Annotated in this window: 29 protein-coding genes; 8 read left to right on the top strand and 21 right to left on the bottom strand. The window is 74.7% G+C overall.

Features of this window, described 5'->3' with window-relative positions:
- The first annotated feature begins 52 nt into the window (after positions 1 to 52).
- A complete protein-coding gene (locus tag O7627_RS13165) occupies positions 53 to 256 on the top strand; it encodes a hypothetical protein (RefSeq protein ID WP_278093794.1) in 204 nt (67 codons plus the stop codon).
- A gap of 192 nt (positions 257 to 448) precedes the next feature.
- Here the strand turns inward: O7627_RS13165 and O7627_RS13160 are convergent, their stop codons facing one another.
- The 9 genes from O7627_RS13160 to O7627_RS13120 all read right to left on the bottom strand — a co-directional run bounded on the left by O7627_RS13160 (position 449) and on the right by O7627_RS13120 (position 7014).
- Positions 449 to 652, bottom strand: a complete 204-nt coding sequence (locus O7627_RS13160; protein ID WP_007075740.1) for a cold-shock protein — start codon at positions 650 to 652, stop codon at positions 449 to 451.
- A gap of 164 nt (positions 653 to 816) precedes the next feature.
- On the bottom strand, positions 817 to 2442 hold the full coding sequence (locus tag O7627_RS13155) for an MFS transporter (RefSeq protein WP_278093793.1): 1626 nt from the start codon (positions 2440 to 2442) through the stop codon (positions 817 to 819).
- 6 nt (positions 2443 to 2448) lie between these two features.
- Complete coding sequence (locus tag O7627_RS13150; RefSeq protein WP_278093792.1) at positions 2449 to 3147, bottom strand: LppX_LprAFG lipoprotein; 699 nt, start codon at positions 3145 to 3147, stop codon at positions 2449 to 2451.
- Positions 3148 to 3253: 106 nt separating this feature from the next.
- Positions 3254 to 3526 (bottom strand): DUF4235 domain-containing protein, encoded by a 273-nt coding sequence (locus O7627_RS13145; RefSeq protein ID WP_278093791.1) that lies wholly within the window; start codon positions 3524 to 3526, stop codon positions 3254 to 3256.
- Positions 3523 to 3834, bottom strand: coding sequence for a DUF3618 domain-containing protein (locus tag O7627_RS13140; RefSeq protein WP_278093790.1), 312 nt, complete (start codon positions 3832 to 3834; stop codon positions 3523 to 3525). The genes O7627_RS13145 and O7627_RS13140 overlap by 4 nt, the downstream gene beginning before the upstream one ends.
- Positions 3831 to 4265: a phage holin family protein gene (locus O7627_RS13135; protein ID WP_278093789.1), complete on the bottom strand. Its 435-nt coding sequence runs from the start codon at positions 4263 to 4265 to the stop codon at positions 3831 to 3833. The genes O7627_RS13140 and O7627_RS13135 overlap by 4 nt, the downstream gene beginning before the upstream one ends.
- A gap of 59 nt (positions 4266 to 4324) precedes the next feature.
- Positions 4325 to 5665, bottom strand: coding sequence for a mechanosensitive ion channel domain-containing protein (locus tag O7627_RS13130; protein WP_278093788.1), 1341 nt, complete (start codon positions 5663 to 5665; stop codon positions 4325 to 4327).
- A gap of 96 nt (positions 5666 to 5761) precedes the next feature.
- Positions 5762 to 6583, bottom strand: coding sequence for a DUF1206 domain-containing protein (locus O7627_RS13125; protein WP_278093787.1), 822 nt, complete (start codon positions 6581 to 6583; stop codon positions 5762 to 5764).
- Between the two features lie 56 nt (positions 6584 to 6639).
- On the bottom strand, positions 6640 to 7014 hold the full coding sequence (locus O7627_RS13120; protein ID WP_278093786.1) for a hypothetical protein: 375 nt from the start codon (positions 7012 to 7014) through the stop codon (positions 6640 to 6642).
- Positions 7015 to 7127: 113 nt separating this feature from the next.
- Here O7627_RS13120 and O7627_RS13115 point away from each other — a divergent pair, with 113 nt between their 5' ends.
- Positions 7128 to 7412, top strand: a complete 285-nt coding sequence (locus O7627_RS13115; RefSeq protein ID WP_278093785.1) for a GNAT family N-acetyltransferase — start codon at positions 7128 to 7130, stop codon at positions 7410 to 7412.
- Between the two features lie 61 nt (positions 7413 to 7473).
- Here the strand turns inward: O7627_RS13115 and O7627_RS13110 are convergent, their stop codons facing one another.
- Both O7627_RS13110 and O7627_RS13105 read right to left on the bottom strand, forming a co-directional pair.
- Positions 7474 to 9075 (bottom strand): ABC transporter permease, encoded by a 1602-nt coding sequence (locus tag O7627_RS13110; protein ID WP_278093784.1) that lies wholly within the window; start codon positions 9073 to 9075, stop codon positions 7474 to 7476.
- Positions 9072 to 9995: an ABC transporter ATP-binding protein gene (locus O7627_RS13105; protein ID WP_278093783.1), complete on the bottom strand. Its 924-nt coding sequence runs from the start codon at positions 9993 to 9995 to the stop codon at positions 9072 to 9074. Before O7627_RS13105 ends, O7627_RS13110 begins: the two co-directional genes overlap by 4 nt.
- 102 nt (positions 9996 to 10097) lie before the next feature.
- Between O7627_RS13105 and O7627_RS13100 the strand changes: the two genes are divergently transcribed.
- From O7627_RS13100 to O7627_RS13090, 3 genes are all read left to right on the top strand, one after another.
- On the top strand, positions 10098 to 10604 hold the full coding sequence (locus O7627_RS13100) for a MarR family transcriptional regulator (RefSeq protein WP_278093782.1): 507 nt from the start codon (positions 10098 to 10100) through the stop codon (positions 10602 to 10604).
- Positions 10605 to 10728: 124 nt separating this feature from the next.
- On the top strand, positions 10729 to 11787 hold the full coding sequence (locus O7627_RS13095; RefSeq protein WP_278093781.1) for a hypothetical protein: 1059 nt from the start codon (positions 10729 to 10731) through the stop codon (positions 11785 to 11787).
- Complete coding sequence (locus O7627_RS13090) at positions 11788 to 12390, top strand: SigE family RNA polymerase sigma factor (RefSeq protein ID WP_278093780.1); 603 nt, start codon at positions 11788 to 11790, stop codon at positions 12388 to 12390. It begins immediately after the preceding gene.
- 16 nt (positions 12391 to 12406) lie between these two features.
- Here the strand turns inward: O7627_RS13090 and O7627_RS13085 are convergent, their stop codons facing one another.
- Together O7627_RS13085 and O7627_RS13080 are read right to left on the bottom strand one after the other, a co-directional pair.
- A complete protein-coding gene (locus O7627_RS13085) occupies positions 12407 to 13192 on the bottom strand; it encodes a DUF6042 family protein (RefSeq protein ID WP_278093779.1) in 786 nt (261 codons plus the stop codon).
- 63 nt (positions 13193 to 13255) lie between these two features.
- The gene (locus tag O7627_RS13080; protein WP_278093778.1) at positions 13256 to 14803 is read right to left on the bottom strand and encodes a glycoside hydrolase family 3 protein; all 1548 of its coding nucleotides are present in this window, start codon (positions 14801 to 14803) and stop codon (positions 13256 to 13258) included.
- 170 nt (positions 14804 to 14973) lie between these two features.
- Between O7627_RS13080 and O7627_RS13075 the strand changes: the two genes are divergently transcribed.
- The 3 genes from O7627_RS13075 to O7627_RS13065 all read left to right on the top strand — a co-directional run bounded on the left by O7627_RS13075 (position 14974) and on the right by O7627_RS13065 (position 17366).
- Positions 14974 to 15108 carry a hypothetical protein gene (locus O7627_RS13075; protein WP_278093777.1) on the top strand — a complete coding sequence of 45 codons (135 nt, stop codon included), beginning with the start codon at positions 14974 to 14976 and terminating at the stop codon, positions 15106 to 15108.
- Positions 15109 to 15157: 49 nt separating this feature from the next.
- Positions 15158 to 16795 carry an ATP-dependent DNA helicase RecQ gene (locus tag O7627_RS13070; RefSeq protein ID WP_278093776.1) on the top strand — a complete coding sequence of 546 codons (1638 nt, stop codon included), beginning with the start codon at positions 15158 to 15160 and terminating at the stop codon, positions 16793 to 16795.
- Positions 16796 to 16862: 67 nt separating this feature from the next.
- On the top strand, positions 16863 to 17366 hold the full coding sequence (locus O7627_RS13065) for a hypothetical protein (RefSeq protein ID WP_278093775.1): 504 nt from the start codon (positions 16863 to 16865) through the stop codon (positions 17364 to 17366).
- An 8-nt stretch (positions 17367 to 17374) separates the two neighbouring features.
- On the opposite strand, the gene O7627_RS13060 is transcribed toward O7627_RS13065, so the two are convergent.
- Genes O7627_RS13060 through O7627_RS13025 form a run of 8 tightly spaced genes read right to left on the bottom strand, consistent with a single transcriptional unit; the run spans position 17375 to position 26159 of the window.
- Complete coding sequence (locus tag O7627_RS13060) at positions 17375 to 18358, bottom strand: DNA topoisomerase IB (protein ID WP_278093774.1); 984 nt, start codon at positions 18356 to 18358, stop codon at positions 17375 to 17377.
- Positions 18342 to 19385 (bottom strand): glycosyltransferase family 9 protein, encoded by a 1044-nt coding sequence (locus O7627_RS13055; protein WP_278093773.1) that lies wholly within the window; start codon positions 19383 to 19385, stop codon positions 18342 to 18344. The genes O7627_RS13060 and O7627_RS13055 overlap by 17 nt, the downstream gene beginning before the upstream one ends.
- Complete coding sequence (locus O7627_RS13050; protein ID WP_278093772.1) at positions 19382 to 20077, bottom strand: SDR family oxidoreductase; 696 nt, start codon at positions 20075 to 20077, stop codon at positions 19382 to 19384. Before O7627_RS13050 ends, O7627_RS13055 begins: the two co-directional genes overlap by 4 nt.
- Positions 20074 to 21543: a PfkB family carbohydrate kinase gene (locus O7627_RS13045; RefSeq protein ID WP_278093771.1), complete on the bottom strand. Its 1470-nt coding sequence runs from the start codon at positions 21541 to 21543 to the stop codon at positions 20074 to 20076. The genes O7627_RS13050 and O7627_RS13045 overlap by 4 nt, the downstream gene beginning before the upstream one ends.
- Positions 21540 to 22253, bottom strand: coding sequence for an SIS domain-containing protein (locus O7627_RS13040; RefSeq protein ID WP_278093770.1), 714 nt, complete (start codon positions 22251 to 22253; stop codon positions 21540 to 21542). The genes O7627_RS13045 and O7627_RS13040 overlap by 4 nt, the downstream gene beginning before the upstream one ends.
- Positions 22253 to 23464, bottom strand: coding sequence for a glycosyltransferase (locus tag O7627_RS13035; RefSeq protein ID WP_278093769.1), 1212 nt, complete (start codon positions 23462 to 23464; stop codon positions 22253 to 22255). Before O7627_RS13035 ends, O7627_RS13040 begins: the two co-directional genes overlap by 1 nt.
- Positions 23449 to 24426 carry a glycosyltransferase gene (locus O7627_RS13030; RefSeq protein WP_278093768.1) on the bottom strand — a complete coding sequence of 326 codons (978 nt, stop codon included), beginning with the start codon at positions 24424 to 24426 and terminating at the stop codon, positions 23449 to 23451. Before O7627_RS13030 ends, O7627_RS13035 begins: the two co-directional genes overlap by 16 nt.
- Complete coding sequence (locus O7627_RS13025; RefSeq protein WP_278093767.1) at positions 24423 to 26159, bottom strand: HAD-IIIA family hydrolase; 1737 nt, start codon at positions 26157 to 26159, stop codon at positions 24423 to 24425. Before O7627_RS13025 ends, O7627_RS13030 begins: the two co-directional genes overlap by 4 nt.
- Positions 26160 to 26326: the final 167 nt, after the last annotated feature.

The raw sequence follows: 26326 nt of genomic DNA, 5'->3' as shown, positions 1-26326 counted from the left end.
CCGCCCCGACCCGACGACTCCCGGCGCAGCCGGGCGGAACTGGAGGAACGCCATGAAGGGTTGGCTGGCCCTCGCCCTGGGGCTGCTGGCGATCGTCGTCGGCGCGGTCTGGACGCTGCAGGGGCTGGGCCAGCTCGGCGGCAGCGTGATGACCGGGCAGCGGCTCTGGGCGGTCGTCGGACCGGTGGTGGCACTCGTCGGGGTGGGGCTGATCGTCCTCGGCCTGCGCAGGCGCGGCCGTCGCCCGCCGGGCTGAGCGGCCGTCGCCCGCCGGGCTGAGCAGCCGTCGCCCGCGGGCTGAGCCGGCCCGCCCCGCGGCGGCCGGTGCGGCCCGGCCGCAAACAGCGTCGAGCCCCGCCCGGACGGGCGGGGCTCGATACCGATCCGACGTGGATCACGTCCGACGATGGATCAATCGGCGGGCCGGCGGCAGCCGGCCGTCACTGGATCAGATGGGACGGACCTGCTCAGCCTGCGGGCCCTTCTGGCCCTGAGCGATCTCGAACTCCACCCGCTGGTTCTCCTCCAGCGTGCGGTAGCCGCTGGTCTGGATGGCCGAGAAGTGGACGAAGACGTCAGCACCCCCGCCGTCGACGGTGATGAAGCCGAAGCCCTTGTCTGCGTTGAACCACTTCACGGTTCCCTGCGCCATGTGTATCTCCTTCTAAAACTGGCGGCCGAGCACGCCGTGCGGCCGGTTGGCCGTTTTCGAGCAGCGGCGCCTGAGGCGGCCCCCACGAAGGAGGACTTCTCTCGACCACACCGTCTCTCAACAGCGTGGAACAGCAAACCACGTACGCAAAAACTTCGCACAGCCTACCTGACGAAATTCTCCGACATGTGACCTGAACGATCGAGACTTGCGGTTGTGGTCGCGCTCCCCGCGGGGCTTCGACCGAGCGCCAGGGCGAGGACCGCGGCCACCGCGCAGAGCGCCGCGGTCACCGTGAAGATCTCCCCGTACTCGATGCGTAGCGCCTCCCGCACGGCCTCGTGGTAGGCGGCCAGCTGGCGGCGGTACTCGGCCGGCTGCACGCCGAACGGGAGCGGGGTGGCGAGGTCCGCGGTGAGCTGCTGGAACCGGTGCAGCCCCCAGGCCGTCAGCGCCGCCACCCCGACCAGCATGCCCACCATCCGGGCCACCACCACCGCGGCCGAGGCCACCCCGTGCTGGGCGGCCGGCACCGCCCGCAGCACGGCCGCCGACAGCGGGGCGACCACCAGCCCGAGGCCGACGCCGGCCAGGGCGAGATCGACGTCCATCCGGGCCAGCCCGACCGGCCCGACCGCGTACCGGGCCGCGGTCAGGTCGGCCGGCCAGTTCGCGATCAGCAGGTAGCCGCAGCCGGCCAGCGCCATCCCGCCGGCGGTGACCGCCCGCACCCCGAACCGGCGGGCCACCAGCCCGCCCACCACCGCCCCGACGGTCAACGCCGCCAGGAAGCGGGTGAGCAGCAGCGCCGCGCCGGTGGCGGACCGTCCGAGCACGGTCTGCCCCAGCAACTGGACGTCGACGAGCGTGACCATCAGGGCGGCGCCGGCGAGCGCGCTGACCCCGAGCGCCACCAGGAACGGCCGCATCCGCACCCCGGCCGGGTCGAGCAGCCGGGTACGGGCGCGCGACTGCCAGAGCAGGAAGCCCGCGAAGACCGCCACCCCGGCCGCCACCGTCACCGGTCCCCAGGGCGGCAGCACCGCACGCTGCGGATCCGGGTTGTAGAGGCCGACCACCAGCAGGCCGAGGGCGAGCGCCAGCAGCAACCCGCCGAGCACATCCACCCGCGGGCGCGGTGACCGGGCCGGCTCCGACCGGACCGGCACCGCCCGCCAGACCACCACGGCGGCCGCCGCCGCCAGCGGTACGTTCACCCAGAACACCCCGCGCCAGCCGGCCAACGCGGCGACCGCGGCGCCGTAGAGCGGTCCGAGCACACTGCCGAGTTCCTGCGCCGCCCCGACCAGGCCGAGGTGCACCGGTCGGCGCGCCTCGACGACCAGGTCGGAGACGAGCGCCATCGTCACCGGCAGCAGGGCACCACCGGCCAGCCCCTGCACCGCCCGACCCGCGACCAGCAGCGGCAGGGTGTCGGCCAGCGCCGCCAGCACACTGCCGGCGGCGAACCCGAACAGGCAGAGCTGGATCACCGGGCGGCGACCGAACCGGTCGGAGAGCCGGCCCAGCAACGGCATCCCGGCCACGTAGCCGAGCAGGTATCCGGTCACCACCGGGGTGGCCCGCTCCAGCCGGTTCACCGGCACCCGCAGGTCGGCGAGGATCTCCACCAGCAGCGTGACGACCACGTACGCGTCCAGGGCGGCCAGCAGGACGGCCGCCGCGCCGGCACCGATCGCCCACCGGCCGCGCGCGCTGGTGGCCACACCCGCGCCGGCTGAACCCGCCGCGCCCGCCGGACCCGCCGCGCCGGCTGAATCCGCGCTCACCTCGGGTCAGGGTTCACGGATGGTGACCGGAGCGTCGAAGTCCGAGAAGGTGACCGTGACGGTTCCGGACTGACCGGGCGCCGGGAAGCTGGCCCGGTGCAGCACCGGCCGGTCGACACCGATCCAGAGAGTGCCGGTGACGTCGTCGGTCACGCCGGGCACCAGGGCGGCCAGGGCGGCGCCGTTGAGGGTGCCACTGATCCGGTACGACGGCGCCCCGTCCACGGTCTCGCGCGCCTCGGTGGTGCCCGACGCGGTCCGGACCAGGTGCGCCACCCCACGGTCGGGGGTCAGCATCGCGGACGGGTCGTAGACCGAGGCCGCCAGTGACAGCGGCACCTGTTGCCAACCGCCGGTGAGCCCCTTGACGTGCAGGGTCTGGCCCTTGATGACGAAGGAGAGCTCGACCACGTTGCCGCCCTGGTCGAGCCGCGCCTCCCCCTCGGCGTCGCCGGTCGAGGTGATCACGCCGCTGGCGCCCCGGATGCCGAGCAGGTCGACGGCGCCTTCGGTGTCGATGGAGAACCGCGCGGTCTTGACCGCTGCCAGCTCGGTGCCGGCGGCGGCCAGCAGCTCGGCCGCGGCCGGCAACTGGTCGGCGGCGGCGCCTGCCCCGGCGTCGGCCGGAGTGTCGCGCTCGGTGCAGCCGACCAGACCGGCAAGCAACAGGACGAGCGCGCTGGCGAAGGCGAGGGGACGTCGCATGTCCGGAGCCTACGCCGCGCCCGCCCGGCCCGGACCGGCCGCCGGCGACGGGCAACCCCGCCGGCCGCCGCCCACCGCCGGTCCCGCCGGGTCGGCCCCGAAGAAGTCAGTCCGGCCAGCTGCCGGTGAGCCGGCGTACGCCGACCGCGCCGCCCCGGTCCACGGCCGCCCGCACCACGGCGAAGATCGCGCCCTGCAGGGCGGCAGCGGCCAGGATCTCGCCCCAACCGCGATCCTCGTCGGTCGGGGTGGGCGCCTCGCCGTCCCCCGCGGTCATCTTCCACACCTGCTTGAAGACCGCGCCGGCGAGCAGACCGGCCGACATGCCGAGCAGCAGGCCCACCGGCCGGTAGGCCACCTTGTTGATCGCCTTGCTCACCGGGTCCTCCCTCGTACCACAATGATCAGGATCACCGCCGCCACCGCGCCGGCGGCGACGGCGACCCACGGGACGGGATTGCGGCGGGCGGCGACGCCGGTCTCGTGGGCCGACTCGCGGACCACCGCGGCGGTGTGGCCGGCCCGCTGGCGTACCCGCTCGCGGGTCTGGGCGGCCGACTCCTTGACCCGGGCCTTGACGTCCGCCTTGGCGGCCAGCGCCTGGACGGTCTCGCCCAGTTCCTCCCTGGTCCGCCGGATGTCGGCGCGCAGCGCCTCCGGGTCGCCGCTGCCGTTGCCGTGACTCATGGCTGTCCCCTGTCCTTCACCGCCGCGGTGACCGTGTCGACGTCGGCGCGCACGCTCCGGGCCGCGGCGGTCGGCACCGGTGGGACGGCCTGACGAACCTGCTTGCGGCCGATGAGCGCGAGCACGCCGGCGACCGCGAAGAGCACCACGGCTACGATCAGCGCCGCCGCCCAGGCCGGGATGGCCAGCGCCAGCAGCAGCACGATCGCCGCGATGAGGGTGCCCAGCCCGTACAGCGCGAGGGCACCACCGCCGCCGAACAGGCCGACGCCGATGCCGGCGTGCTTGCCCTTCTCGGTGAGTTCGGCGCGCGCCAGCGCCAGTTCGTCCCGAATGAGCTGGGACATCTGCTCGGTGGCACGCTGCACCAGCTCGGCGGTGGACTGCTCGGCGACGGGCCGCGGAGTACCGCCGTTCACCAGGTCGGCCATGGTGTCCTCCTTTTCGCTTACCCGGGCTGTATGCCCCGGGTGAGGGAGGGTCAATCCTGCTAGCGGCGGGACAAATCCCGGTCCCGGTCGCGGTCGGGATCCACCGGTTCGTCCGGCCCGACGAAGGTGGTGTTGCGGGCCTCTCCGTCGTGGCTGCCGCCGAAGACCCGCGCGTCGTCCTCGCGGACCGACCCGTCGCGGACCGGCTCGTCGCGGACCGGCTCGTCGCGGGCGAAGCCGGCACGGGCCTTCCCGTCCGCGTCGCCGGCACGGGCCTTCCGGTCCTCGTCGCGGGCGAGGCCGGCCCGGGCCGGTTCCTCCCGGGCCTTGCGGCGGGGGCGGACCCACTGCCAGTCGAGCCGGCTGGCGCCGTCGCCGACCTCGGCGCGCATCCGGGGCAGCGCGGTGGGCCGCTGGTCGCGTACCCAGCCGACCAGGTGTTCGCGCACCAGGCAGCGAAGGTCCCACAGACTGCCGGCGTCCGCCGCACTGACCAGGGCCCGCAGGCGCACCAGGCCGCCGGTCGCGTCGGTGACCTGCAGGACGCAGACCCGACCGTCCCACAGCTCGGTGCCCTCCACCAGCCGGCGCAGCTCCTCCCGCATCGCCGGGACCGGCACCGACCAGTCGACCTCCAGCTCGGCCGTGCCGAGCACCGCGGACTGGGTCCGCGTCCAGTTCTGGAACGGTTGGCTGGTGAAGTAGGAGGTGGGCAGGATCAGCCGCCGGTCGTCCCAGATCTGGACGACCACGTAGCTGAGGGTCAGCTCCTCGATCCGACCCCACTCCCCCTCGACGACCACCACGTCGTCGAGGCGCACCGCGTCGCTGAAGGCCAGCTGGATGCCGGCGAAGACGTTGCCGAGCACGCTCTGGGCGGCCAGGCCGGCGATCACACCGGCGACGCCGGCCGAGGCGAGCACGCTGGCCCCGATCGCGCGTACGCCCGGGAAGGTCATCAGCATGACGCCGACCGCGAGCACCACGACCACCGCGATGGTCACCCGGCGCAGTATCACCACCTGGGTCCGGATCCGCCGGGCGTGCCGGTTGTCCGGCACGTCGGTGCGGAACCGCGCCAGTGCGGTGTCCTCCGAGACCAGCAGCAGGCTCGCCACCAGCCACGCGACCGCGCCGATCACGACCAGGACCAGGACGTGCAGCAGCGTCTGGCGCCACTCGGTGCCGACGCCGTAGCCGGTGGAGAACCGGACCGCGAACTGGATGGCCAGTACGATGCCGGCGAACTGGAACGGCCGGTGCGCGTGCTGGGACAGCTCGGTCCACAGGACCGACCGGCGGCCGAGCCGGCGTACCGTCCGGTGGACGATCTGCGCCAGCACGAGCGCGCCGACCGCGGCGGACACGGTCGCGACGACGGTTACGAGATAGGGATGCACTGTCGCTTCCTCTTTCACCACCTGGGCGGCTTGGACAAAGTCCCTATGATGCCGCAAAAGCGTTGAAAGACACCAGCTATTGCTTTACGGGATTAATCACACCTTGCGGTACTTGGCCTGCACGAAGCAGAAGACCCCGAAGGCGGCGATGCCGAGGGCCACCAGGCTGAGCAGGATCATCCCGTACGACTGCTCCCGCAGGGTGTGCAGCGCGGCGTCCAGACCGCGGGACTTCTCCGGGTCGTACTGGACGGCCGCGACCAGCACGAGCAGGCCGGAGATTCCGTAGGCGACGCCCTTGGCCGAGTAGCCCGCCATGCCGAGGCGCTGGGTCAGCTTCCGGGTCTTGGCCGACATCTGCCCGGTCCGCAGGTGCTTCTCGAACCGCTTGATCACACCGTAGATCACCAGCCCGACCCCGACCGCGGCGAGCACCAGCCCGGCCAGGCCGACCAGCCACCGACCGCCGGTGGACTTCATCAACTCCTCGGTCAGGTTCTGCTGGCTCTCCGCGCTGTCGGAGTTGGCGTTGCTGAACACCTTGTACGCCGTCCAGGCGAAGTAGAGGTAGACCACGGTCCGGGCCGCCGAGGCGATCCGCTCCACGGTGCGCTCGTTGCCCCGGTCCCCGGTGTGGCCGATCGCGGCCTCGAAGGCCTGCCAGATCGCCATCGCCAGCAGGCCGACGCCGATCGCGATGACCAGGAAGCGGCCGAGTGGCTGCTCGGCGAGGGTCCGCATGGCGCCGGACTGGTCGCCGTCGGCGGAGGACTGGCCGAAGGCGATCTGCAGCGCCAACCAGGCGAAGAGCAGGTGCACGATTCCGTAGCCGATGAAACCGGCCCGGGCGAGTTTCTCCAGCGCCCGGCTGTTGCGGGCACGGCTGGCTTGGCTGTGGGCATCACGGGTCAGCGACATGGCGCTGACAATCACCACTCGGCGGGAATTCCAAACGTCCCGACGGACCGGCCGGGTCAGGCCTGGGCCAGCCGGACCTCCACCTCGGTCGAGGTGACCTTCTCCAGGTTGACCGCGACCCCACCCACCTCGGTGGCGGGTTCGTTCAGCCAGAGCGAGATCTGCTCGCCGGCCACCTCGACGGTCACCTGGTCGCCGTCGACGCCGACCAGCTTGGCCTCCACGCCCAGCACACTCGCCGTCCCCTCGACGTTGCGGTCGAAGGTGATGTAGCACGACGCGTCGGTGCGGCAGTCGACCGATGCGCCCTCGGCGCTGCAACCGGCCACCACCGCCGCCGCGAGCAGCAGCCCGGCGGCGAGGCCGCCGGTGCGGCGGAACAACGAGAGACGCGACGTGATGGCGGGCCGGGGGGCGATTCGATTCCTCACCGGACCAAGAATACGGCCCCGGGCGCGGTGGTCACGAGTAGGCGACCCTCGGTGGTCGCCGGCAGAACCGCGAGCTGCCGGCGGTCCCGCCCGATCGCGGCGACAATGAGCTGGTGAGCGTACTCGTGGAGGACAACCCCGCCGCGCGGCGGTTCGAGATCCTGGTGGACAACAGCCTGGCCGGCTTCGCCGCGTACGAGGTGCGGCCGGCGGCGGTGGCGCTGGTCCATCTCGAGGTCGACCCGGACTTCACCGACCTCGGCGTCGGCAGCACGCTGGCCCGGGGCGTCCTCGACCAGCTGGGTGAACGCGGCGACCGGGTGGTCGTCGAGTGCGCGTTCATCGCGGCGTTCATCGAGCGGCACCCCGAGTACCGCAGCCTGCTCGGCGTGGGCTGAGACCGGCCCGGACGGTACGACCCGGCCGGTGCCGGGCCGTACCGTCGGCGGCCGGTCGCGGTCAGGCCGCGCCCGCGTCGCGGCGGCGGAAGGCGACCAGACCGACGGCGACCAGCGCGGCCGCCAGGCCAGCGAGCGCGAGCAGCGGCCCGGCGGCGAAGTCCTCGGCCGGCAGCCGCGGCGTGTGACCGAGCGGGGACAGGTCGTACGCCCAGCCGGGAAGGTTCAGCAGGCCGCCGAGCATGCCGACGGTGACCGCGTAGGCCAGCACCGCCCAGATCACCGGAGCCAGCCGCGGGGCGAGTCCGAACCCGGCCGCGACCAGCCCCACCATCAACCAGAGGGCCGGGGCGTGCACCACCGCGGCGGCGAAGAGCCGGGGCAGCAGCTCCGCGTCGCCGCCGCTGACCGCCCCGCTGGCGCCGAGGCCGAGGCCGGCCAGCACGAGCAGCGCGGTGCCGCCGAGCGCGGCGATCGTCAGGTGGCTGGCGAACCAGTGCCAGCGCGGGACCGCGGCCGCCAGCACCGGCTCGACCCGGCCCGCGTTCTCCTCGGTCCGCAGCCGCAGCGCCGACTGGATCGCGAACCCGGCGACCAGCAGCGCGACCAGGGTCAGCACCATGGCGAAGAAGGCGTCCACCGCGTCGCCGGTCGCGGTCTCCGGGAGGAAGTCCCGGACCGCGGCGTTGTCCGCGACGAACGATTCGATCTCGCCGATCAGCGTGCCGTAGACCACCCCGAGGAGGAACACCCCGATCGCCCAGGCGAGCACGGTCGCCCGCTGCAGCCGCCAGGCCAGGCCGAGCGGCCCGGCCAGGGTCGGCGCGGCGGCGGCCCGCCCGGGCCGGGGGGCGAGCAGGGCGGCGCCGACGTCCCGCCGGGCGTTGAGGGCGAAGGCCAGCACGGTCAGCGCGGCGGTCAGGGCGACCGCGGGCAGCAGCGGCCACCACCGGTCGTCGACGTACATCCGGGTGGCCTGCGCCCAGCCGAACGGCGACAGCCAGGACAGCGTCCCGTCGCCGATGTCGCCGACCACCCGCAACCCGTACAGCCCGCCGAGCGCGGCGGTGGCCAGCCCGACCGCGCCCCGCCCGTACGCGGTGAGCTGCGCGGCGACGGCCGCCACCGCGGCGAAGACCAGCCCCACGCCGGCCATCCCGGCACCGAAGAGCAGCGACCCGGTCATCGACAGCTCGCCCAACGAGGCCGGCAGCCCGACCGCCAGCAGCCCGCCGAGGACCAGGTTGACGCCGGCCGCCACGATCAGCGTGGCGGCGGTGCCGGCCTGCCGGCCGACCACGGCGGCGCGGATCAACTCGGCCCGGCCGGTCTCCTCCTCGGCCCGGGTGTGCCGGACGACCAGCAGCACGTTCATCAGGGCCACCGCCAGCGCGGTGAAGGCGAACATCTCATTGGCGGTCATCGCGCCGAGGGTGTAGTCGTCCAGCCCGTGGCCGGGACCGGTGAAGATCTTGGCGGACGGGTTCTCCATCAGCTCGGCCCGGGCCTGCCGGCTCTCGGCGGTCGGGTAGAGGCCGGGCAGCGCGGCCACGCTGGATAGGCAGAACATGGTGATCGCGCCGACCCAGACCGGGATCCGGATCCGGTCCCGGCGCAGGATGAACCGGATCAGCGGCCCGGTCCCGGCCAGTGACCCGGTCACCGCAGTGCCGCCGACGCGCCGTTGCCCCGGGCCGCGAGGTCGTCGCCGTAGTGCCGCAGGAAGAGCTCCTCCAGGGTGGGTGGACTGCTCTTCAGGCTGCGGATGCCGAACTGGCTCAGGTGCCGGACGACCGGGTCCAGGTGGTCGGTCTCGACGTCGAACCGGATCCGCTCGCCGTCGACGCGTGGGGCGTGCACCCCGGGCAGCTCGTCGAGGCCGGTGACCGGACGGGCGGTCTCGACGTCGATCGCCGTCCGGGTGAGGTGCCGCAGCTCGGCCAGCGTCCCGCTCTGCACGGTCCGGCCGAGCCGGATGATGCTGACCCGGTCGCAGAGCGCCTCCACCTCGGCCAGGATGTGGCTGGCCAGCAGCACCGTGCCGCCGCGGGCGCGGATCTCGCCGACGCACTCCTGGAAGACGGTCTCCATCAGCGGGTCCAGCCCGGAGGTGGGCTCGTCCATGATGAACAGCTCGGCGTCGGAGGCGAGCGCGGCGACCAACGCCACCTTCTGCCGGTTGCCCTTGGAGTAGGTGCGCGCCTTCTTGCGCGGGTCCAGGTCGAACCGGCGCAGCAGCTCGGCCCGGCGGTCCGGGTTGAGCCCGCCACGCAGCCGGCCGAGCAGGTCGATCGCCTCCCCACCGGAGATGTTCGGCCAGAGGTTGACGTCGCCCGGCACGTACGCGATGCGCCGGTGCAGCGCGGTGGCGTCGGCCCACGGGTCGCCGCCGAGCAGGGCCGCCGAACCGGCGTCGGCGCGCAGCAGGCCCAACAGGATCCGGATGGTGGTGGACTTGCCGGACCCGTTGGGCCCGAGGAAGCCGTGCACCTCGCCCGGCGCGACCGACAGGTCGAGGCCGTCCACGGCCCGGGTCCGCCCGAAGGTCTTGACCAGTCCGGCGACGGAGATGGCAGCAGTCATGCCGGTAAGCTAGCACCCGTATCACGAATATGTGAAATATAAAATCACCATGATCTGACGCGTATCAGTGATCGGTAACATGAGACGGCGAGAGGGGTGATCATGTCGGACGGTCCTGACCAGGCCGAAGAGGTGCTGTTGCGCTACGTCGAACGGCTGGCACTGGTGTTCGCCCAGTCCGGGATACCGCGGATGCCGGCCCGGGTCTTCGCGTACGTGCTGGCCGAGGACGCCGAGCGCTACACGGCCGCCGAGCTGGCCAGCGGGCTGCGGGTCAGCCAGGCGGCGATCTCCGGAGCCGTCCGCTACCTGCTGCAGACCGGGATGCTGGCCAAGGAGCGGGAGCCCGGCTCCCGCAGCGACCACTACCGGATCTACGACGAGGACATCTGGGGAGCCATCTTCCTGAAGCGCGCGGACGCCCTCATCGCCTACGAGGAGGTCTCCGCCGAGGGTGCCCGGGTGCTTCCGCCCGGCTCGCCCGGCGCCCTGCGGATGCGGCAGAACCAGGAGTTCTTCGCCTTCATCCGGGCCGAGCTGCCGCTCCTCCTGCAGCGCTGGCACGAACACCGGCGTACGCTGACCGCCGGCGAGCCGCCGGGCGGCTGAGTTCTCCGGATGACGTCTACGCGGAAACTCTTCGAAGAAATTCGCGCCCGGCGGTAACCGATCGGGGGTACCGGCCCGTCTTCCCGGTCGGGCGCGCGCGGACGGCGGTGCCGGGAGGCGGGACATGACCGACGAGATCAAGCGGCTCCTCGACGAGGAGCTGGCCGGACGGCCGGCGCCACCGATCGGGGACCTGGTCGAGGTGGCCGTGGCCCGGGGCCGCCGGATGCGGCGCACCAGGGCGCTGCGGCTCGGCTCCGCCGGTGCCGCCGGCGCGGCTGCCGCGGTCGTCGCCGTGCTGGCCCTGGGGCTGCCCGGGCTGGGCGGTGGCATCGCCGGTCCGGGGCGCGTCGCCGGACCCGGCGGCTTCGCCGGCCCGCCGCCGGACGCCTCGGCCCCGACCGACGGCACAGCGAGCCCGACCCTCAGCCCGACCGACTGTGCGCCGACGTCGGGAACCGGTGGGTCCCCCGCCATCGAACTCCCGCCCGGCGCGTCGCCGACGCGCACGGACCCGGCCGGGCAGAGCGCGCCGTTCGCCAACCGGCTGGCCGGACCCGACCTGCCCTGCCCGCCCGCGCGGGAACCGCTACGCCTCGTGCCGGTGCAGACCGGGACCGCCGACCCTCCCGCGCCGGGCCGGCTACCGGACAGCTCGTCGGACGACGCGCTGGTCCCGGCCAGCCCGGCGGGCGTCCTGGAGTTGCTCACCCGGCTGCTGCCGCCGGGCCAGACCAGCGAATACGCCGTCGCCGAACCCGGCGGGTCTTCGGGGCGGTCGATCGGCGTGCAGATCTACCTCGACCGGGGAGCCGGGCCGGCGATGATCCGGGCCTGGATCGACCAGGCCGAGCGGCCCGGCGTCGATCCCCCCTGCGAGTCCTGGCAGACCTGCTACCCGGTACCGGGCGGCGGGCAGGTGGCCGTCGCCGAGCATCCGGACAACTGTGTGCAACGCCGCTCCATCACCCTGTACCGCGCCGACGGGCTCGTGATCAGCATGAACCTCGCCGACTGTCTGATGTGGGACGGCCGGACCAACCCGCCGTCGCGCCCCGCGCTGGACACCCAGGAGGCGGTCGACGTCATGCTCGATCCCCGGTGGGGCATGGCGCTGCCGGCCGACCTCGTCGACGTCGGCAACCGGCGGTTCCGCTCGCTGCCGACCATCCAGGGAGGCTGAGTGAGCGGCCCCCCTCCGCCGGACGCGGCGACCCCGTCCGAACCGCCAGCGGGCCGACCGGCCCGCTGGCGTCGGGTGCTCGGCCGGCGGCCCGCACCCACCGACGACGAGTTCATCGCCTTCGCCCACGCGGCCGCACCCCGGCTGCGGCGGACCGCGTTCCTGATGTGCCGGGACTGGCACCTCGCCCAGGACCTGACCCAGATCACCCTGACCAAGACGTACGTCTCCTGGAAGCGGGTCGCCGGAACCGCGAACGTCGAGGCGTATACCCGCAAGATCCTGCTCCGGTCGCTCCTGGACCATCAGCGGCGCCGCAGCAGCCGGGAGATCAGCATCGCGGCGGTGCCGGAGGCACCGGCCGACCCGGCGGGTCAGCAGGGGACCGACCTCCGGCTGACGCTGCTGGACGCGCTGGGCAGCCTGCCGGAGCGGGACCGGGCGATCGTGGTATTGCGCTACTGGGAGGATCTGAGCGTGGAGACCGTGGCCGAGGTGCTCGGCATCAGCACGGCGGTGGTCAAGACCCAGAGCGCCCGGTCGCTGACCCGGCTCCGGGCGCTGCTGGACGACAGCCGGGCGGACCTGCTGCCCACCGCCTGACGCGGGCTGCCGGCGGTCAGACGGCGTGTTCCGGTGCGGGCAGTTCGGCGAACGGGAAGCGGAGCCGGAAGTCCGGCCACGGCACGGTGATCCGCAGCCAGCCCTGCGTGTCGTGGTCCTCGACCTGCAGCCCGGCGATGCCGGCGAGGTCGGTCAGGGACTCCCCCACCTGGTCGACGGTGACGCCGGCCAGCGCCGCGAGGCCGGCCACGCTGGTGCTGAAGACCCGGCGCCGCCACCGCCGCCGGGTCCGCTGCGCGAGCCGGCGTACCGCGATCGCCACCAGCACCGCCCGGTCGTCGCGCTGCGCGCGTTCCTCGAGTTCGCGCTCCTCGGCCGTCAACGGCAGCACCTCCAGCGGGTTGCGGTCCAGTCGGACCCGTACCCACGGGTCGGCGCCGCCGGCGTCGTCCCCACCGTCCAGTTCGAACAGTCCGAAGCCGGCCAGGCAGGAGAGCAGTTCGCCGACCGTGTGCGGCACCGGCAGCGAGCTGCGCCGGCACATCTCGCCGAACAGCTCGATCCGGGCCGCCCGGACCCGCAGAATCCAGTCGTAGTGCTCGCGCGCGTGCAACTCCGCAGGGCCCGATTCCCGGCGCGGCCGCCGACGACGGGCCCGGTTCACCCAGTCGTCCACGTCCCCGGGGTCGCACCACGCGGCGTCGCCCCAGGGAACCACACCGTCCCAGGTGGACCGCCGGAACGGCTGCTCGTCGGGAATCACGGTCAGATAGGCGAAGGCGCAGGGCAGCCAACGGATCCAGGACGGCATCAGGGCGGCCCGCTGCCAGCGTGGGGTCACCGAGACAACGTTACCGCGACAGCACGTACCCGTGGGGGCACCGATGGTGAGGAGACCATCCAGTCAGGACCGACCGGCGAGCAACCGGGCGGCCGCCTGGCCCGCCGCCCGGGTCGCGCCGTGCGTGGCGAGGTGCACCTCGCCGACCACCCGCTCGGGCAACCCCAGCTCGACCACGACGGCGTCCGGCCGGGCGGCGAGCAGCCGCCCCACCGCGTCCGCCATCCACCGGTGCCGGTGCAGATCCCGTACCACCAGCACCAGCGGCCGGCCGACCGCCGGCAGCAGCGCCGCGGCCGCCAAAGCCTCGTCGGTCCCGTCGGCGGCCAGCCGGATGGTGGTGGTGCCCGGGAGCAGTTCGGCGAGTGGACCGCCGAGGCCCCACGGCGTCTCGGCACCGATGGCGATGTTGCGGGGTGGCGCGAACTCGACCACATGCGCCGGGCCGGCCAGCGGGAGCCGGGCGGCCCGCTCCGGCCGCGGGGCCAGGGTGAGGCGCAGCGCCCGCCGCGCGGCCGCCATGCCGATCGGCGACCCGCCGGCTCCGTTCACCGCCGCCCGGTCCGGCGGCGACCCGGCGGCAGCGGGAGGGGTCCGGTCCGCCCGGGCCGCCGCCGCCCAGGCGGCCAGTTGGCCGACCCGCTTGGCGGCCTCCACCAGCCGCTCCTCCGGAAGCTCCCCGGCCACCACGGCGTCCACGATGGCCTGCCGCAACCGGATGGCCGAGCCCTCGTCGGCGTGGTCGCCACCGACGCAGATCGCGTCCACGCCGGCGGCCAGCGCCCGGACCGTGGCCCGCTCGATGCCGTACCGGTCGGTGATCGCCCGCATCTCGATGCCGTCGGTGATCACCGCGCCCTGAAAGCCGAGTTCGTCCCGGAGCAGCCCGACCAGGACCCGCTGGCTCAGCGTCGCCGGCCACCGGTCGTCGATCGCCGGCACCAGCAGGTGGCCGGTCATCACCGCCTGCACCCCGGCGTCGATCGCGGCCCGGAACGGCGGTAGCTCGCCGGCGTCGAGCTGGGCTCGGCTGGACCGGATCCGGGGCACGTCGAGGTGCGAGTCGACGCTGGTGTCGCCGTGCCCGGGGAAGTGCTTGGCGCAGGCGGCCACGCCCGCCGACTGCAACCCCCGTACCCAGGCCGCGGTGTGCCGGGCGACCAGGTCGGGGGTGGCGCCGAAGGACCGTACGCCGATGACCGGGTTGTCGGGGTTGGAGTTCACGTCGGCGTCCGGCGCGTAGTTCAGGTTGATCCCGGCCGCGGCCAGCTCCAGCCCCAGGTCGCGGGCGACGGCCTCGGTCAGCTCGGGGTCGTCGACGGCACCGAGTGCCAGGTTGCCGGGCCGCGAGCTGCCCTGGCGGGACTCGAACCGCGTGACGTCGCCGGCCTCCTCGTCGATCGCGACGAGGACATCCGGCCGTTCGGCCCGCAGGCCCGCCGTCAACGCGCCCACCTGCTGGGGGTCGACCACGTTGCGGGCGAAGAGCACCACCGCGCCGAGCCCCTCCCCCAGCCACCGACGTACCCAGTCCGGCACCTCGGTGCCCTCGAAGCCCGGCTGCAGCACCGCGGCGGCCAGGCTGGGCAGCTCACCCAGGGACCCGCTCATCGGCGCACCCCCCGTCATCCACGCAGAGCGGACCCGCCACGGTCGCGGCGGGTGCTGTCATGGTCACACCGGCCCAAGAAATAGTCAATAAACCTTTCTATTACTCGGAGTCGGCCTGTCGGGGCTTGCGGAGATGCAACCGGGCACGCTCCCATGCGAGAGTGCTTGGCATGCAGTCGCTGCTGCGAGCCGCGGAGGACACCCCCTGGCAGGAGATTCCCGGCGTCCGGATCGTCGGCGCCGTGCTCGGCACCCTGCTCCTGCTCGCCGCTATCCGGTCACTGTTCGGCAAGGGCGGCCGATGACCGTCCCGGCCGTTTCGCCGATGATCGATCGGGGTACCTCCGACCCTCGATGAAGCTTCCTCTGCACTCGACCCGGCTGCGCCGCGCGGCACGGCAACACTTCGGATGGCGCTCCCTGCGACCCGGCCAGCTGGCCGCGATGCGGGCCATCATGAAGCGGCGGGACGCCCTCGTGGTGCTCCCCACCGGCGCCGGCAAGTCGGCCGTCTACCAGGTGCCGGCCGCGCTGCTGGCCGGCCCCACGGTGGTCATCTCGCCCCTGCTCGCGCTCCAGCAGGACCAGCTCGCCGCCCTCAACTCCGGTGACCGGCCCCGGCTGCGGGCGGTCCGGATCAGCTCGGCCGAGACCCCCGCCCAGCAGGAGACGGCGCTGCGGGAGATCCGCGAGGGACAGGCCCGGTTCCTGTTCACCACCCCCGAGCAGCTCAGCAACCCGGACCGGCTGGCACAGGTCAAAGCGCTGCGGCCGGCGCTGGTCGCGGTCGACGAGGCGCACTGCATCTCGGCCTGGGGGCACGACTTCCGGCCCGACTACCTCTCCCTCGGGCACCTCATCCGAGGTCTCGGGCGGCCCCCCGTGGTGGCGCTCACCGCGACCGCGTCCCCGCCGGTGCGCGACGACATCATCAGCCGGCTCGGTCTGAACGACCCCAAGCTGGTGGTGTCGGGTCTCGATCGGGGCAACCTCTTCCTCGAGGTGGCCCACTGCGCCACCGAGGACTACCGGTGGCGCCGGCTGGTGGCGCTGCTGCGCGCCGACGAGCGGCCCGGCATCATCTACGTGCCCACCCGGCGGGCCGCCGAGGAGCTCGCCGAGCGGCTGACCGGCGCCGGATTCGAGGCGAAGTTCTACCACGGCGGGATGGCCGCCGGCGCCCGCGAGGAGCTGCATGAGGAGTTCCTCGCCGACCAGGTGCCGGTGATGGTCGCCACCTCCGCGTTCGGAATGGGCATCGACAAACCCAACATCCGCTGGGTGGCGCACATGGCGTTGCCGGACTCGCCGGACAGCTACCTACAGGAGATCGGTCGGGCCGGTCGCGACGGTGAGCCGGCCCGGGCCCTGCTGCTGTGGCGGGCCGAGGACGTCGGGCTGCAGCGGTTCTTCACCGGCGGCGCACCGGACGAGGGTGAGCTCCGCGAGCTGGCCGCGCTGCTGCGGGAGGGGCCGGCGACCCGCACCGGGCTGCGCGAGCGGACCGGGCTGAGCGCACGCAAGCTCGGCCAACTGCTCGGCCTGCTGGAGCAGGTGGGCGCGGCCCGGACCGGAGCCAACCAGCGGATCACCAGCCCCCGGTACGCCCCCCAGCCGGCCGACGCCGCCCGGGCCGCCCTGGCCGAGGTGGAGCGGCAGCAGGGCGTCCAGCGGTCCCGTACCGACATGATGCGGGCCTTCGCCGAGGCCCGGAGCTGCCGGGGCCAGACCCTGCTCGCCTACTTCGGCGAGCACCTGACCCGGGTCTGCGGGCACTGCGACAACTGCCACGCCGGCGCGAGCGTCGCCGACAACGGCGCCAGCGGTCCGTTCCCGGTGCACAGTCAGGTCCGCCACGGCGAGTGGGGGGACGGACTGGTGCTCAGCTACGAGGACGACCGGATGACGGTCCTCTTCGACCAGGTGGGATACAAGACCCTGTCCGTGCCGGTGGTGAGTGAGCAGGGCCTACTCTCCCCGGTAGGCGACTGATCCCGCCGGGCACGGACAATGACCGGAACCAGCAGCGTGGGCTTTCCTGACTGAGAGGGGTACCGCCGTGACCGACCTACCGGCGTACAGCGAGTTCGGTTTCACCGACGAGGAGTGGGGGCTGCTCGTCGGCCTGCCGCACGCGGTGCTCACCGCCGCCAGCGCCGCCGAACACGACGGCAGCCGGCGGACCAGGGCCGAGAACGCCGCCGGCCTGGAGGCGATCGGCGCCGGCCGCGAGTCGGCCAGCCCGCTGGTCGCCGCGGTCGCCGGCGAACTGGTCTCCCGGGTGGGCGACCCGGAGGTCGGCGAGGAGCTGCCGGTGATCGAGCCGGCCGATCCGGCGGCGCTGATCAAGGACGTGCTCGGCCGGGCCGGTGCCGCCTCGGCACTGCTCGCGGCGAAGGTCGACGAGGGCGAGGCCGGGGCGTACAAGCACTGGCTGCTCGGGGTGGCCGAGCAGGTGGTGACGGCGGCCCCGACCGGCGGCGTGCTGGGCATCGGCGGCGACGTGGTGACCGACTCCGAGCGGCGGTTCCGCGACGAGCTGTCGCACGTGCTCAACGACTGACGGGCTGATCAAGACCGGCCGAGCAGGTCCAGCACGGCGCCCTCGGCGACCCGGCGGGGGGCGTCCGGGCCGGCTGCCGCCACCACCCCGTCGTGGTAGAGATCCACCACCCGGGGGTCCACATACGACGCCCGGGCCACCGTCGGCGTGTTGCCGAGCAGCTCGGCGACCTCGCGCATGGCGGCGGCGACCGTCCGCCGCCGGCCGGTGGCCGACCGCTGGGGCTCGCTGGCGGCGAGCCGGGTGGCGGCCAGCACGGTGGCGTGCCAGGTGCGGAAATCCTTCGCGGTCATGTCGGTGCCGCTGGCCTCCCGCAGATAGCAGTTGATCTCGTCGCTGCGGACGTCCCGCCAGATCCGGCCGTCCCGGTAGCCGAACAGCCGGTCCGCGTCCCGACGGCTGCGGCGCAGATCCCGCAGGACGCCGCGCAGGTCCGCGTCGTCGACCTGCCGGAGCTGTGCCACCCCACCCTTGGCCGGGAACTCGAACACCACCAGCCCGCGCCGGGTCCGGACGTGCTCGGGCCGCAGGGTGGCCACCCCGTAGGTGGGGTCGTCACCGGCCGCGTACTGGTCGCCGCCGATCCGGAAGGTCCCCATGTCCAGCAGCTTCGCCACGGTGGCCAGCACCCGTTCCCGGCACAGCCCCCGGGTGGCCAGGTCGGCGTCGATCCGGTCCCGCAGCACCGGCAACCGGGTGGCGACCGTCAGCACGTGGTCGAACTTGGCCTGGTCCCGCCGGACCCGCCACAGCGGGTGGTACAGGTACTGCCGGCGGCCGGCGGCGTCGGTCCCGGTGGCCTGGATGTGCCCGCCGGGATGCGGCGAGATCCAGACGTCCCGCCAGGCCGGCGGGATCGCCAACGCGCGCAGCCGGGCCACCTCGTCGGCGTCCCGGATGGGCCGGCCCGCGAGGTCCAGGAAGACCACCCCGCGGCCCTGGCGCCGCCGCCCGTAGCCCGGCTTGGCGGGGTCACTACGCCGCAACCGCACCGCGCCGCCGTCCCACCACGTCGACCTCCTCGACGGCCGCCCATACCCGGTCCACCCCGATCGCAGCCAGCGCCGGATGCAACCGCTCGCCGTCCGGCCGGTCCGCCCTGTCGGCCGGCCAGGGGTCGGCCGGCCAGGAGTCGGAGAGCCCGACCGGCGACGACGCGGAACTCGCCGACGCCCCGGCCGGCGACCGCTCGGCGGCGGGTGACCAGATCACCCGGTGCCACGGTCGGTCCGGGGGTGGACCCCAGTGGTCCGGCCGGATCGGCCCGAAGAGCACCACCGACGGGGTGCCGTAGCCGGTGGCCAGGTGGGCGACGCCGGTGTCGGCGCTGATCACCAGCCGGGCCCCGGCCACCAGCGCGGCCAGGTCCAGCAGGCCGGTCCGGCCGGCCAGCACCCGATCGGCCGGCAGCCCCGCGTCGGCCGCCACCCGCTCGGCCAGCTCCCGCTCGCCGGCCGAACCGGTCACCACCACCCGGTGCCCGGACCGGGCCAGCCGGCCGGCGAGCCGGGCGAACCGGCTCGGTGACCAGCGCCGCAGCGCGTCCTTGCCGCCCGGGTGCAGCACGGTGGCGCCGACCGGCACCGGGCGGGGGCCGGGCGGGCGCAGCGTCAGGTCGGTCGGGTCGGTCGGCACCCCGTACCAGTCCAGGAGCCGGCACCAGCGACGCACCTCGTGTTCGTCGGCGGTCCAGTCCGGTCCGCCGGGGTGCCCGGCCGCGGGGCACCGGAAGGCGATCAGCCGGCCGGGCCGGGTCGCCAGCAGCAGCTCGTGCGACTGCGGTCCGCGGCCGTGCAGGTTCACCGCCCGGTACGGCGACCGCGCCGGCAACCCGGCGCCGGGCAGGCCGTCGAGCGGGATGAGCCGGTCGACGGCGCCGACCAGGCCGACGAGTGGGGCCAGCCAGCCGGGCGCGGCCAGCGCCAGGGTCCGGTCCGGGTACGCGGCCCGCAGGCCGCGCAGGGCGGGCACCGCCGTCGCCAGGTCGCCGACCCCGAGCGCCCGGAGCACCAGGATCATGGGTACGACGACTCGCGATCGGCGCAGACCACCAGCTCCCGCACGGCACAGCCGGCCGGCTGGCCGAGCGCGAAGAGCACCGCCGAGGCGACGGCGGCGGGATCGTTGAGCGCCGCCTCGGCGGGCGGCCGGTACTGCTCGTCGCGCTCGTCGAAGAAGGCGGTGCGCATGCCGCCGGGCACCAGCAGCGTCACCCCGACCGTGCCGGCCAGCTCGGCGGCGAGCGCCCGGGTGAAGCCCACCACCCCGAACTTCGCCGCGCAGTACGCCGTCGCGTCGCTCACCGCCTTGACGCCCAGGGTGGAGGCGACGGTCACCACCGTGCCGTGCGAACTCTGCAGGTACGGCAGCGCGGCCCGCACCACGGCGGCGGTGGCCAGCAGGTCCACGGTGACCACCCGTTCCCAGATCGAGGCGGGCAGGTCGGCCAGCCGGCCGGGCACGTCCACCCCGGCGGCGGTCACCACCCCGTCCAGGCCGCCGGCCTGGACGGCCAGCTCCCGGGTCGCCTCCTCGGCGGCCCGGGTGTCGGCCAGGTCGCACTCCCGCCAGGGCACGTCCGCGGCCGGCGGCCGGCGGTCCAGCACGCAGGGCCGCCCGCCGGCCGCCCGGACGGCGTCGACGACGGCCGCGCCGAGGCCGCTGGAACCGCCGGAGACCAGTACCGACCCGAGGCCGGTCGGCCCGGTCACCGGGCACCGCCGGTGAGCCGGCGGCGGGACCTGGCCGCCGCGATCATGCCGGAGGTGGAGCGGCCGTCCAGGTACGGGACCACCACCGTCTGCCCGCCCCACCGGGACAGCACCTCCGCCTCCGGCAGTTCGGGTTCGTCCCCGCCCCCGGTGCCGTAGTCGCCGCCCTTGACCCAGACGTCCGGCCGCAGCCAGGCGAGCACCGCCTCCGGGGTCGGCTCGTCGAAGACCACCACGGCGTCGACGCAGCCGAGCGCGGCCAGCAGCCGGCTCCGGTCGGCCTGCGACACCAGCGGCCGGTCCGGTCCCTTGAGCGCGGCGACGCTGGCGTCGGAGTTCAGGCAGACCACCAGCGCGTCGCCGAGCTGCCGGGCGGCCTGGAGGGTGGCCAGGTGGCCGGCGTGCAGCAGGTCGAAGCAGCCGCCGGTGGCGACCACCGTGCCGCCCGCGGCGCGGACCCGGGTGATCACCTCGCCGGCCGCCGGGATGCCGACCCGGACCACGCCGTCCGGCGGCGGCCCGGCCGGACCGGCCGGGACGGCTTCGCCGCCGGGTGCCGCCGGCACCAGCTGCGGCACCGGCACCGCCGCGGCCACCCCGCCCCCGGCGACGTACGCCGACGCCTCGGCGACCGCCCGCTGCACCGCCTCGCTCACCAGCGCCCCCTCGGCCAGCGCGATGCTGGCGGCCACCGAGAACCGGTCACCGGCCCCGCAGGTGTCGCCCTCGGCGTGCGCCGGCGCGGGAACCACGAGCGGCCGCGCCCCGGCGTGGCAGAGCAGCGCGCCGTCCCCGCCGAGGGTCACCGCGACGGCCCCGGCCCGCCAGCGCTGGCGCAGCCCCTGCGCGCCGCGCGCCGCCGCGGCCATCCGGGAGCCGCCCGGAGAGTCTCCGGTCAGGTCCCGGACCTCCACCTCGTTCGGGGTGGCCAGCCGGATGCCCGGCACGGCGGCCGGCCCGCGCGGATGCGGGTCCCAGACCACCGGGGCGTCCGACGCCGCGATCGCGGCCCGCAGCGCCGGTTGCCGGGCCACCCCGCGCCCGTAGTCGCTGACCAGGATCGCCGCGGCACCGGCCAGCAGCTCGACGACCGCCTCACCGGGTTCGCCGGGCCGTCCGGCGGGACCGCCCCGGTCGTGCCGCAGCAGCACCCGCCCGCGGGTCCGCAGCCGGATCTTCTCGGGGGTGGCACCGGCCAGCGGCAGCGCGTACACCCGCACGCCGGCGGCCGTGAGCAGCGAACTGAGCCGGGCGCCGGCGGCGTCGTCGGCGAGCGCGGTGACAAGTGCCACCTCGAATCCCCGACCGGCGGCGAAGAGGGCCGCCAGCCCGGCGCCGCCAGGGCGGTCCAGGCTTGTCGTCTCCTCCAGGACCGGCACCGGTGAGTCCGGGCAGAGCCGGGTCACCACGCCCTCGACGTCGCGGTCGAGCAGCGTGTCGCCGACGACCACCAGCCGCCGGGTCACGGTTCGATCCCGTCGCCGGTCGCGTTCTGCAGCACCAGGGCGGGGTCGACGGCCGGCGGCGCGGGTGCGGCCGGGTAGGCGGCCCCGGGCCGGACCGGCGCCGGGTAACCGGCGGCGGGTCCGAGCACCGCCGCCAGCGCCGCCTCCACATATTCACAGAGCACGTGTACGGAGACCAGGTGCAGCTCCTGCACCACCTGCGGGTCGGCCGACGGCACCGCCAGCACCTCGGCGCAGGCCGCGGCGAGCGGGTTGGGCGCCGGGCCGGTGAAGGCCCAGCAGTGCAGCCCCAGCTCCCGGCCGGCCCGGGCGGCGCTCACCAGGTTCGCGCTGTGTCCGCTCGTCGACATCAGCAGCAGGATGTCGTCCGGGCGGCCGTGGGCGCGCACCTGCCGGGCGAACACCTCGTCGAACCCGTAGTCGTTGCCGATGGCGGTCAGCGAGGAGGTCTCCGCGCAGAGCGCGATGGCCGACAGCGGGCTGCGGTCCTCGCGCAGCTTGCCGACCAGCTCGGCGGCGAGATGCTGGGCCTCGGCCGCGCTGCCGCCGTTGCCGGCCACCAGCAGTCGGCCGCCCTGGGCCAGCCGGCGGGCCAGCTCGGCGCCCCAGCGGTCCAGCTCGGCCGCCACCTCCCGGTACGGCAGCAGCGTCGCGGCGAGGCCGGCCAGATGGCTGTCGAGCAGGCTGGCGGGCATCCGGTGGCCGGTCATCAGGCCACCACCCCACTCGGCCGGCGGACGCCGGCCACCGCGGCGTAGATCCCGTCGAGCTGGTCGGCGGCCCGCTTCCAGGAGTACCGCTGCCGGGCCCGGTCCAACGCCGCGGTCGCGTACCCGAACCGGCGTACCCGGTCGTCGAGCAGAGCCCGGATCGCGGCACCGAGGGCGGCCGGGTCGCGGGGCGGCACCAGGTCGCCGGTCTGGCCGTCCACGATGGTGTCGGTCAGCCCGCCGACGGCGGTCCCGATCACCGGCACGCCGCAGGCCATCGCCTCCAGCGGGGTCAGCCCGAACGGCTCGTACCAGGGCGCGGCGACCAGCAGGTCGGCCGAGCGGTACCAGTACGGCATGTCCTCCCGGGGCACGGCACCGACGAGCCGGACCCGGTCGGCCACCCCGGCGGACGCGGCCAGCTCGCGCAGCCGGACGGCGTACGGGTCGGTGTCGAGTTCGTCGGCCGGCGGCCCGCCGACCACCAGGCACTCGGCCTCCGGCACCAGCGCCATCGCCTGGATCACGTCGGCGAAACCCTTCCGTTCCACCAGCCGGCCGACGGTCAGCACCCGCGCCCGGCCGGCCCGGGGGGCGGACGGCCCGGCCGGTGAGAAGGTCTCGTTCACGCCGGACGGCACCACCGTCATCCGGGACCGGGGGACGCCCATCCGGACCAGTTCGCGGACCTCGTCCTGGCTCTGCGCGATCACCCGGTCGACCGCCCGGCCCAGCGCCCGTTCGTACCCGACGCGGCGGGCCGGGCTGGTGTCGTTGGCGCCCTGGTGCCGCCGCTTGACCGTGCCCAGCGCGTGATAGGTCTGCACCACCGGTACGCCGGTCTGCCGGCCGGCGGCGATCGCGGCGAGACCGCTCATCCAGAAGTGGGCGTGCACCACCTCGGGCCGCCACTCGTCGCCCTGCCACTGGGCGGCCAGCCACCGGCTGAACTCCTTCATGTACGGCAGCAGGTCGTCCTTGGGCACCTGTTCCGGCGGCCCGGCCGGAACGTGCACCACGGTCACGCCGTCGCGCATCGGCACCAGCACCGGCAGGTCGGGGTCGTCGCGGCGGGTGTAGACCCGGACGTCGTGCCCGGCGGCGGCGAGCGCCACGGAGAGGTCGGCGACGTGGGTGTTCTGGCCACCGGCGTCCTCGCCGCCGAGCACCGCGAGCGGGCTGGCGTGCTCGGAGATCATCGCGACGCGCATAGTTCCTCCTCCAGCAGGCGGTCCCAGTCCGCGAGGAACCGGTCCAGCCCGAAACTCCTCCGGGCGGCGGCCCGGGCCCGCCGGCCCTGCAGCCGGGCCGTCGCGGGCTCGTCGAGCAGGCGCTGCGCGGCCGCCAGCAGGGTCTCCACCCGGGTGGAGAGGGCACCGGCGTCCGGCGGCACCGCCTCGACCGCCTCGGTGGCGGCCAGCACCACGACCGGCATGCCGATCGTCATCGCCTCGATCAGGCTCAACCCGAGCGAGGTCCACCGGCACAGGTGCAGGTAGGCCCGCCGTCGGCCGAGCTCGGCCTGCATCTGGTGCTGGGGCAGGTCCGCGTGGACGGTGATCCGGTCCGGCGGCAGTCCGAGCCGGTCGGGCAGCTCGGCCACGCCCATCCCGAACACGTCCAGCGGCGCGATCGCGGCGAACCGGGGCAGCAGGTCGGTGCCGGTCACCCGCCATCGCCGGACCGGCTCGTTGACCACCACCGCGAACCGGTCCAGTTCGCCGGTGTAGCCGGCCGTCGGGGGGACGATGCCGTGCTCGATGACCGTGGTCCGGGTGCTGCCGGCGTCCCAGAACAGGTCGTTGAATCCGGTGACGTGGACGATCAGCAGGTCGGACCGGTCGGCCATCGGGTGCCGGCTGTTCGGCACGTCGCCGTGTTTGGGGGTGTTGTGCTCGACGTAGATCGCCGGCAGGTCCCGGCCGACCCGGCGGCGCAGCCACTCGCTGGCCAGTTCCAGCTCCTCCGGCCGCTGCAGGATCACCAGGTCCACGTCCTCGGCGCCGAGCCGCTCGGGGCTGACCTCCAGCACGCTGTCCGGCCACGGGTAGGTGCGTGCCCGGCCGAGCCCGTACGGGCCGCGGTCCGGGGTGACCGGCACCAGATAGCGGTGCTTGCCGTGCACGAACGCGGTGGTCCAGGAGCCGTGCACGTGCCAGAGCAGGATGTTCATCGCACCCGCCTCCGCCCGTCGCCGGAGGGGGCGCGGGAGGGGGCGCCGGAGCGGGCGCCGGCCGGAGCGCCGAGCAGCCGCACGGCCTCGACCACGGCCCGGGGCTCCAGGGTGGACAGGCAGGGGTGGCCGGGCACCGGGCAGCTGGTCGCGCGGGTCTGCCGGCAGGCGGCGGAGGCGTCCCCGAGTCGCACCGTCGGCACCCGGTAGGGACCCCACTGACCGAAGGGGACGGTCGGCGCGAAAAGGCTCACCACCGGTACGCCCAACGCGGCGGCCAGGTGTGCCGGGCCGGTGTTGCCGACCACGAGGCAGCCGGCCCGGGCGATGACGGCGGCGAGCCCGGTCAGCGAGGTCTGGCCGCCCAGGTCGATGCCGGCCCGGCCGGCGACCCGGGCGCTCAGCTCGTCCTCCCCCGGCCCGCCGGTGACCACCACCCGGTGCCCGGCGTCGGCCAGTTCCTGCACGATCCGGCGGCAGGTCTCCGGCGGGCAGGCCCGGGCCTGCACCGACGATCCGGGATGCACCACGATGTAGCCGGCTTCGGCAGGCCCCTCCGGGCCGCCGACGGGCAGCTCCGGCACGCCGGCCCGCAGCCGCAACGTCGGCTCGTCGCCGGGCGGCAGGACGAAGCCGGCGGCCGCGGCCAGGGACAGGGCCCGTTCGGTCTCCGGGACGGCCAGCGGCACCCGGTGCCGGTGGTCCAGCAGGGAGCCCGGATAGTCGTCGCTGATCGCCGAGATCCGCCCGACCCCGGCCATCCGCAGGACGAGCGCCAGCGGCAGCGCCGACTGGTGGAAGGAGGTGAACAGCACCGCCTCGTCGGCTCCGGTGGCGGCCAGCCGGGCGGTCAGCCGTTCGATTCCGGCCCGGTCGACCGGGTCGGGTTCGGGGTCGATCCACGGCAGTCGCCACTCGATCAGCTCGTCGATTCCGGGTAGCAGTTCCGCGGCGGCCCGGCCGCGCGGTCCGCAGAGCATCACCACCCGGTCCGAGCCGGCGGCCACCGCCCGGATGGCCGGGCCGGTGACGAGTACGTCACCGGCGGAGTCGGGGCGGGCCACCAGCACGCAGCGGGGCCGGGCGCGGGCGGCGACGGCCCGTTGCCGGGCGGCCGGGCGGGGTCGCGGCGCGGCGGCGACGAGGCGTTGCCGGCGCAGCACGAGCTCGACCGCGCCGGCCAGGTCACCGGCGAGCGCCGGGGCGGCGGCGATCTCGCCGGGCAGGGTGGCCGGGGTGGGCACGAGAATGCCGGCGGCACCGGCCGCTCCGGCGGCCGTCATGTCGCGGCCGATGTCGCCGATCACGACGCACCGTTCGGGACTGGTGTCCAGCGCGCGGGCGGCGTCGTGGATCATGCCGGGTGCCGGCTTGCGGCAGCGGCAGCCGACCGCGCCCGGCGCCGGCTCGTCGTGTGGGCAGATCTGCCAGGTGTCGAACGGGCCGAGCAGTTCGGTGAGCCGGTCGTGCACCCGCGCCAGGTCCTGCTCGGTGAAGAGCCCGCGGGCCAGGCCGGACTGGTTGGTCACCACGCCGAGCCGCAGGCCGGCGGCGCGGAGCCGGTCGAGCGCCTGCCGGGCGCCGGGAACGGGCCGGACCAGGTCGGGGTCGCCGTTGTACGGCACGTCGTGCACGAGGGTGCCGTCCCGGTCGAACAGCACCGCGTCGAACAGGATCAGGCCGCCCGGCGGGTCCGGCGGGCGCTCGTCCGGCTCGACCTGATCGTTTCGCACGGCGGGCGGGTTCCCGGGAGTAGGAGGAGTAAACGTGAGCCGTTTTCGGGCCCACTCGCCCTCCCCCGGCCCGGCTGGGCTGATCATCCCCGAGCCCACCGCTGGTCCGAATAGGCGACGCGGAGTGCCCGGAAGCGGACAGACAGTTGTCGATGGCCGGACAGAGT

Origin of the sequence: Solwaraspora sp. WMMD1047 (assembly GCF_029626155.1) — a bacterium.
Taxonomy (GTDB): domain Bacteria; phylum Actinomycetota; class Actinomycetes; order Mycobacteriales; family Micromonosporaceae; genus WMMD1047.
Note: the sequence above shows the minus strand (reverse complement) of the source record. Positions and strands in the feature narration are given on the sequence as shown.

Coding starts and splice junctions, on each gene's coding strand:
- O7627_RS13095 (WP_278093781.1), top strand. CDS start 10,729: ATGACCGACGAGATCAAGCGGCTCCTCGACGAGGAGCTGGCCGGACGG.
- O7627_RS13100 (WP_278093782.1), top strand. CDS start 10,098: ATGTCGGACGGTCCTGACCAGGCCGAAGAGGTGCTGTTGCGCTACGTC.
- O7627_RS13160 (WP_007075740.1), bottom strand. CDS start 652: ATGGCGCAGGGAACCGTGAAGTGGTTCAACGCAGACAAGGGCTTCGGC.
- O7627_RS13035 (WP_278093769.1), bottom strand. CDS start 23,464: ATGCGCGTCGCGATGATCTCCGAGCACGCCAGCCCGCTCGCGGTGCTC.
- O7627_RS13075 (WP_278093777.1), top strand. CDS start 14,974: ATGCAGTCGCTGCTGCGAGCCGCGGAGGACACCCCCTGGCAGGAGATT.
- O7627_RS13080 (WP_278093778.1), bottom strand. CDS start 14,803: ATGAGCGGGTCCCTGGGTGAGCTGCCCAGCCTGGCCGCCGCGGTGCTG.
- O7627_RS13135 (WP_278093789.1), bottom strand. CDS start 4,265: ATGGCCGACCTGGTGAACGGCGGTACTCCGCGGCCCGTCGCCGAGCAG.
- O7627_RS13030 (WP_278093768.1), bottom strand. CDS start 24,426: ATGAACATCCTGCTCTGGCACGTGCACGGCTCCTGGACCACCGCGTTC.
- O7627_RS13040 (WP_278093770.1), bottom strand. CDS start 22,253: ATGACCGGCCACCGGATGCCCGCCAGCCTGCTCGACAGCCATCTGGCC.
- O7627_RS13105 (WP_278093783.1), bottom strand. CDS start 9,995: ATGACTGCTGCCATCTCCGTCGCCGGACTGGTCAAGACCTTCGGGCGG.
- O7627_RS13055 (WP_278093773.1), bottom strand. CDS start 19,385: ATGATCCTGGTGCTCCGGGCGCTCGGGGTCGGCGACCTGGCGACGGCG.
- O7627_RS13165 (WP_278093794.1), top strand. CDS start 53: ATGAAGGGTTGGCTGGCCCTCGCCCTGGGGCTGCTGGCGATCGTCGTC.
- O7627_RS13125 (WP_278093787.1), bottom strand. CDS start 6,583: ATGTCGCTGACCCGTGATGCCCACAGCCAAGCCAGCCGTGCCCGCAAC.
- O7627_RS13150 (WP_278093792.1), bottom strand. CDS start 3,147: ATGCGACGTCCCCTCGCCTTCGCCAGCGCGCTCGTCCTGTTGCTTGCC.
- O7627_RS13070 (WP_278093776.1), top strand. CDS start 15,158: ATGAAGCTTCCTCTGCACTCGACCCGGCTGCGCCGCGCGGCACGGCAA.
- O7627_RS13140 (WP_278093790.1), bottom strand. CDS start 3,834: ATGAGTCACGGCAACGGCAGCGGCGACCCGGAGGCGCTGCGCGCCGAC.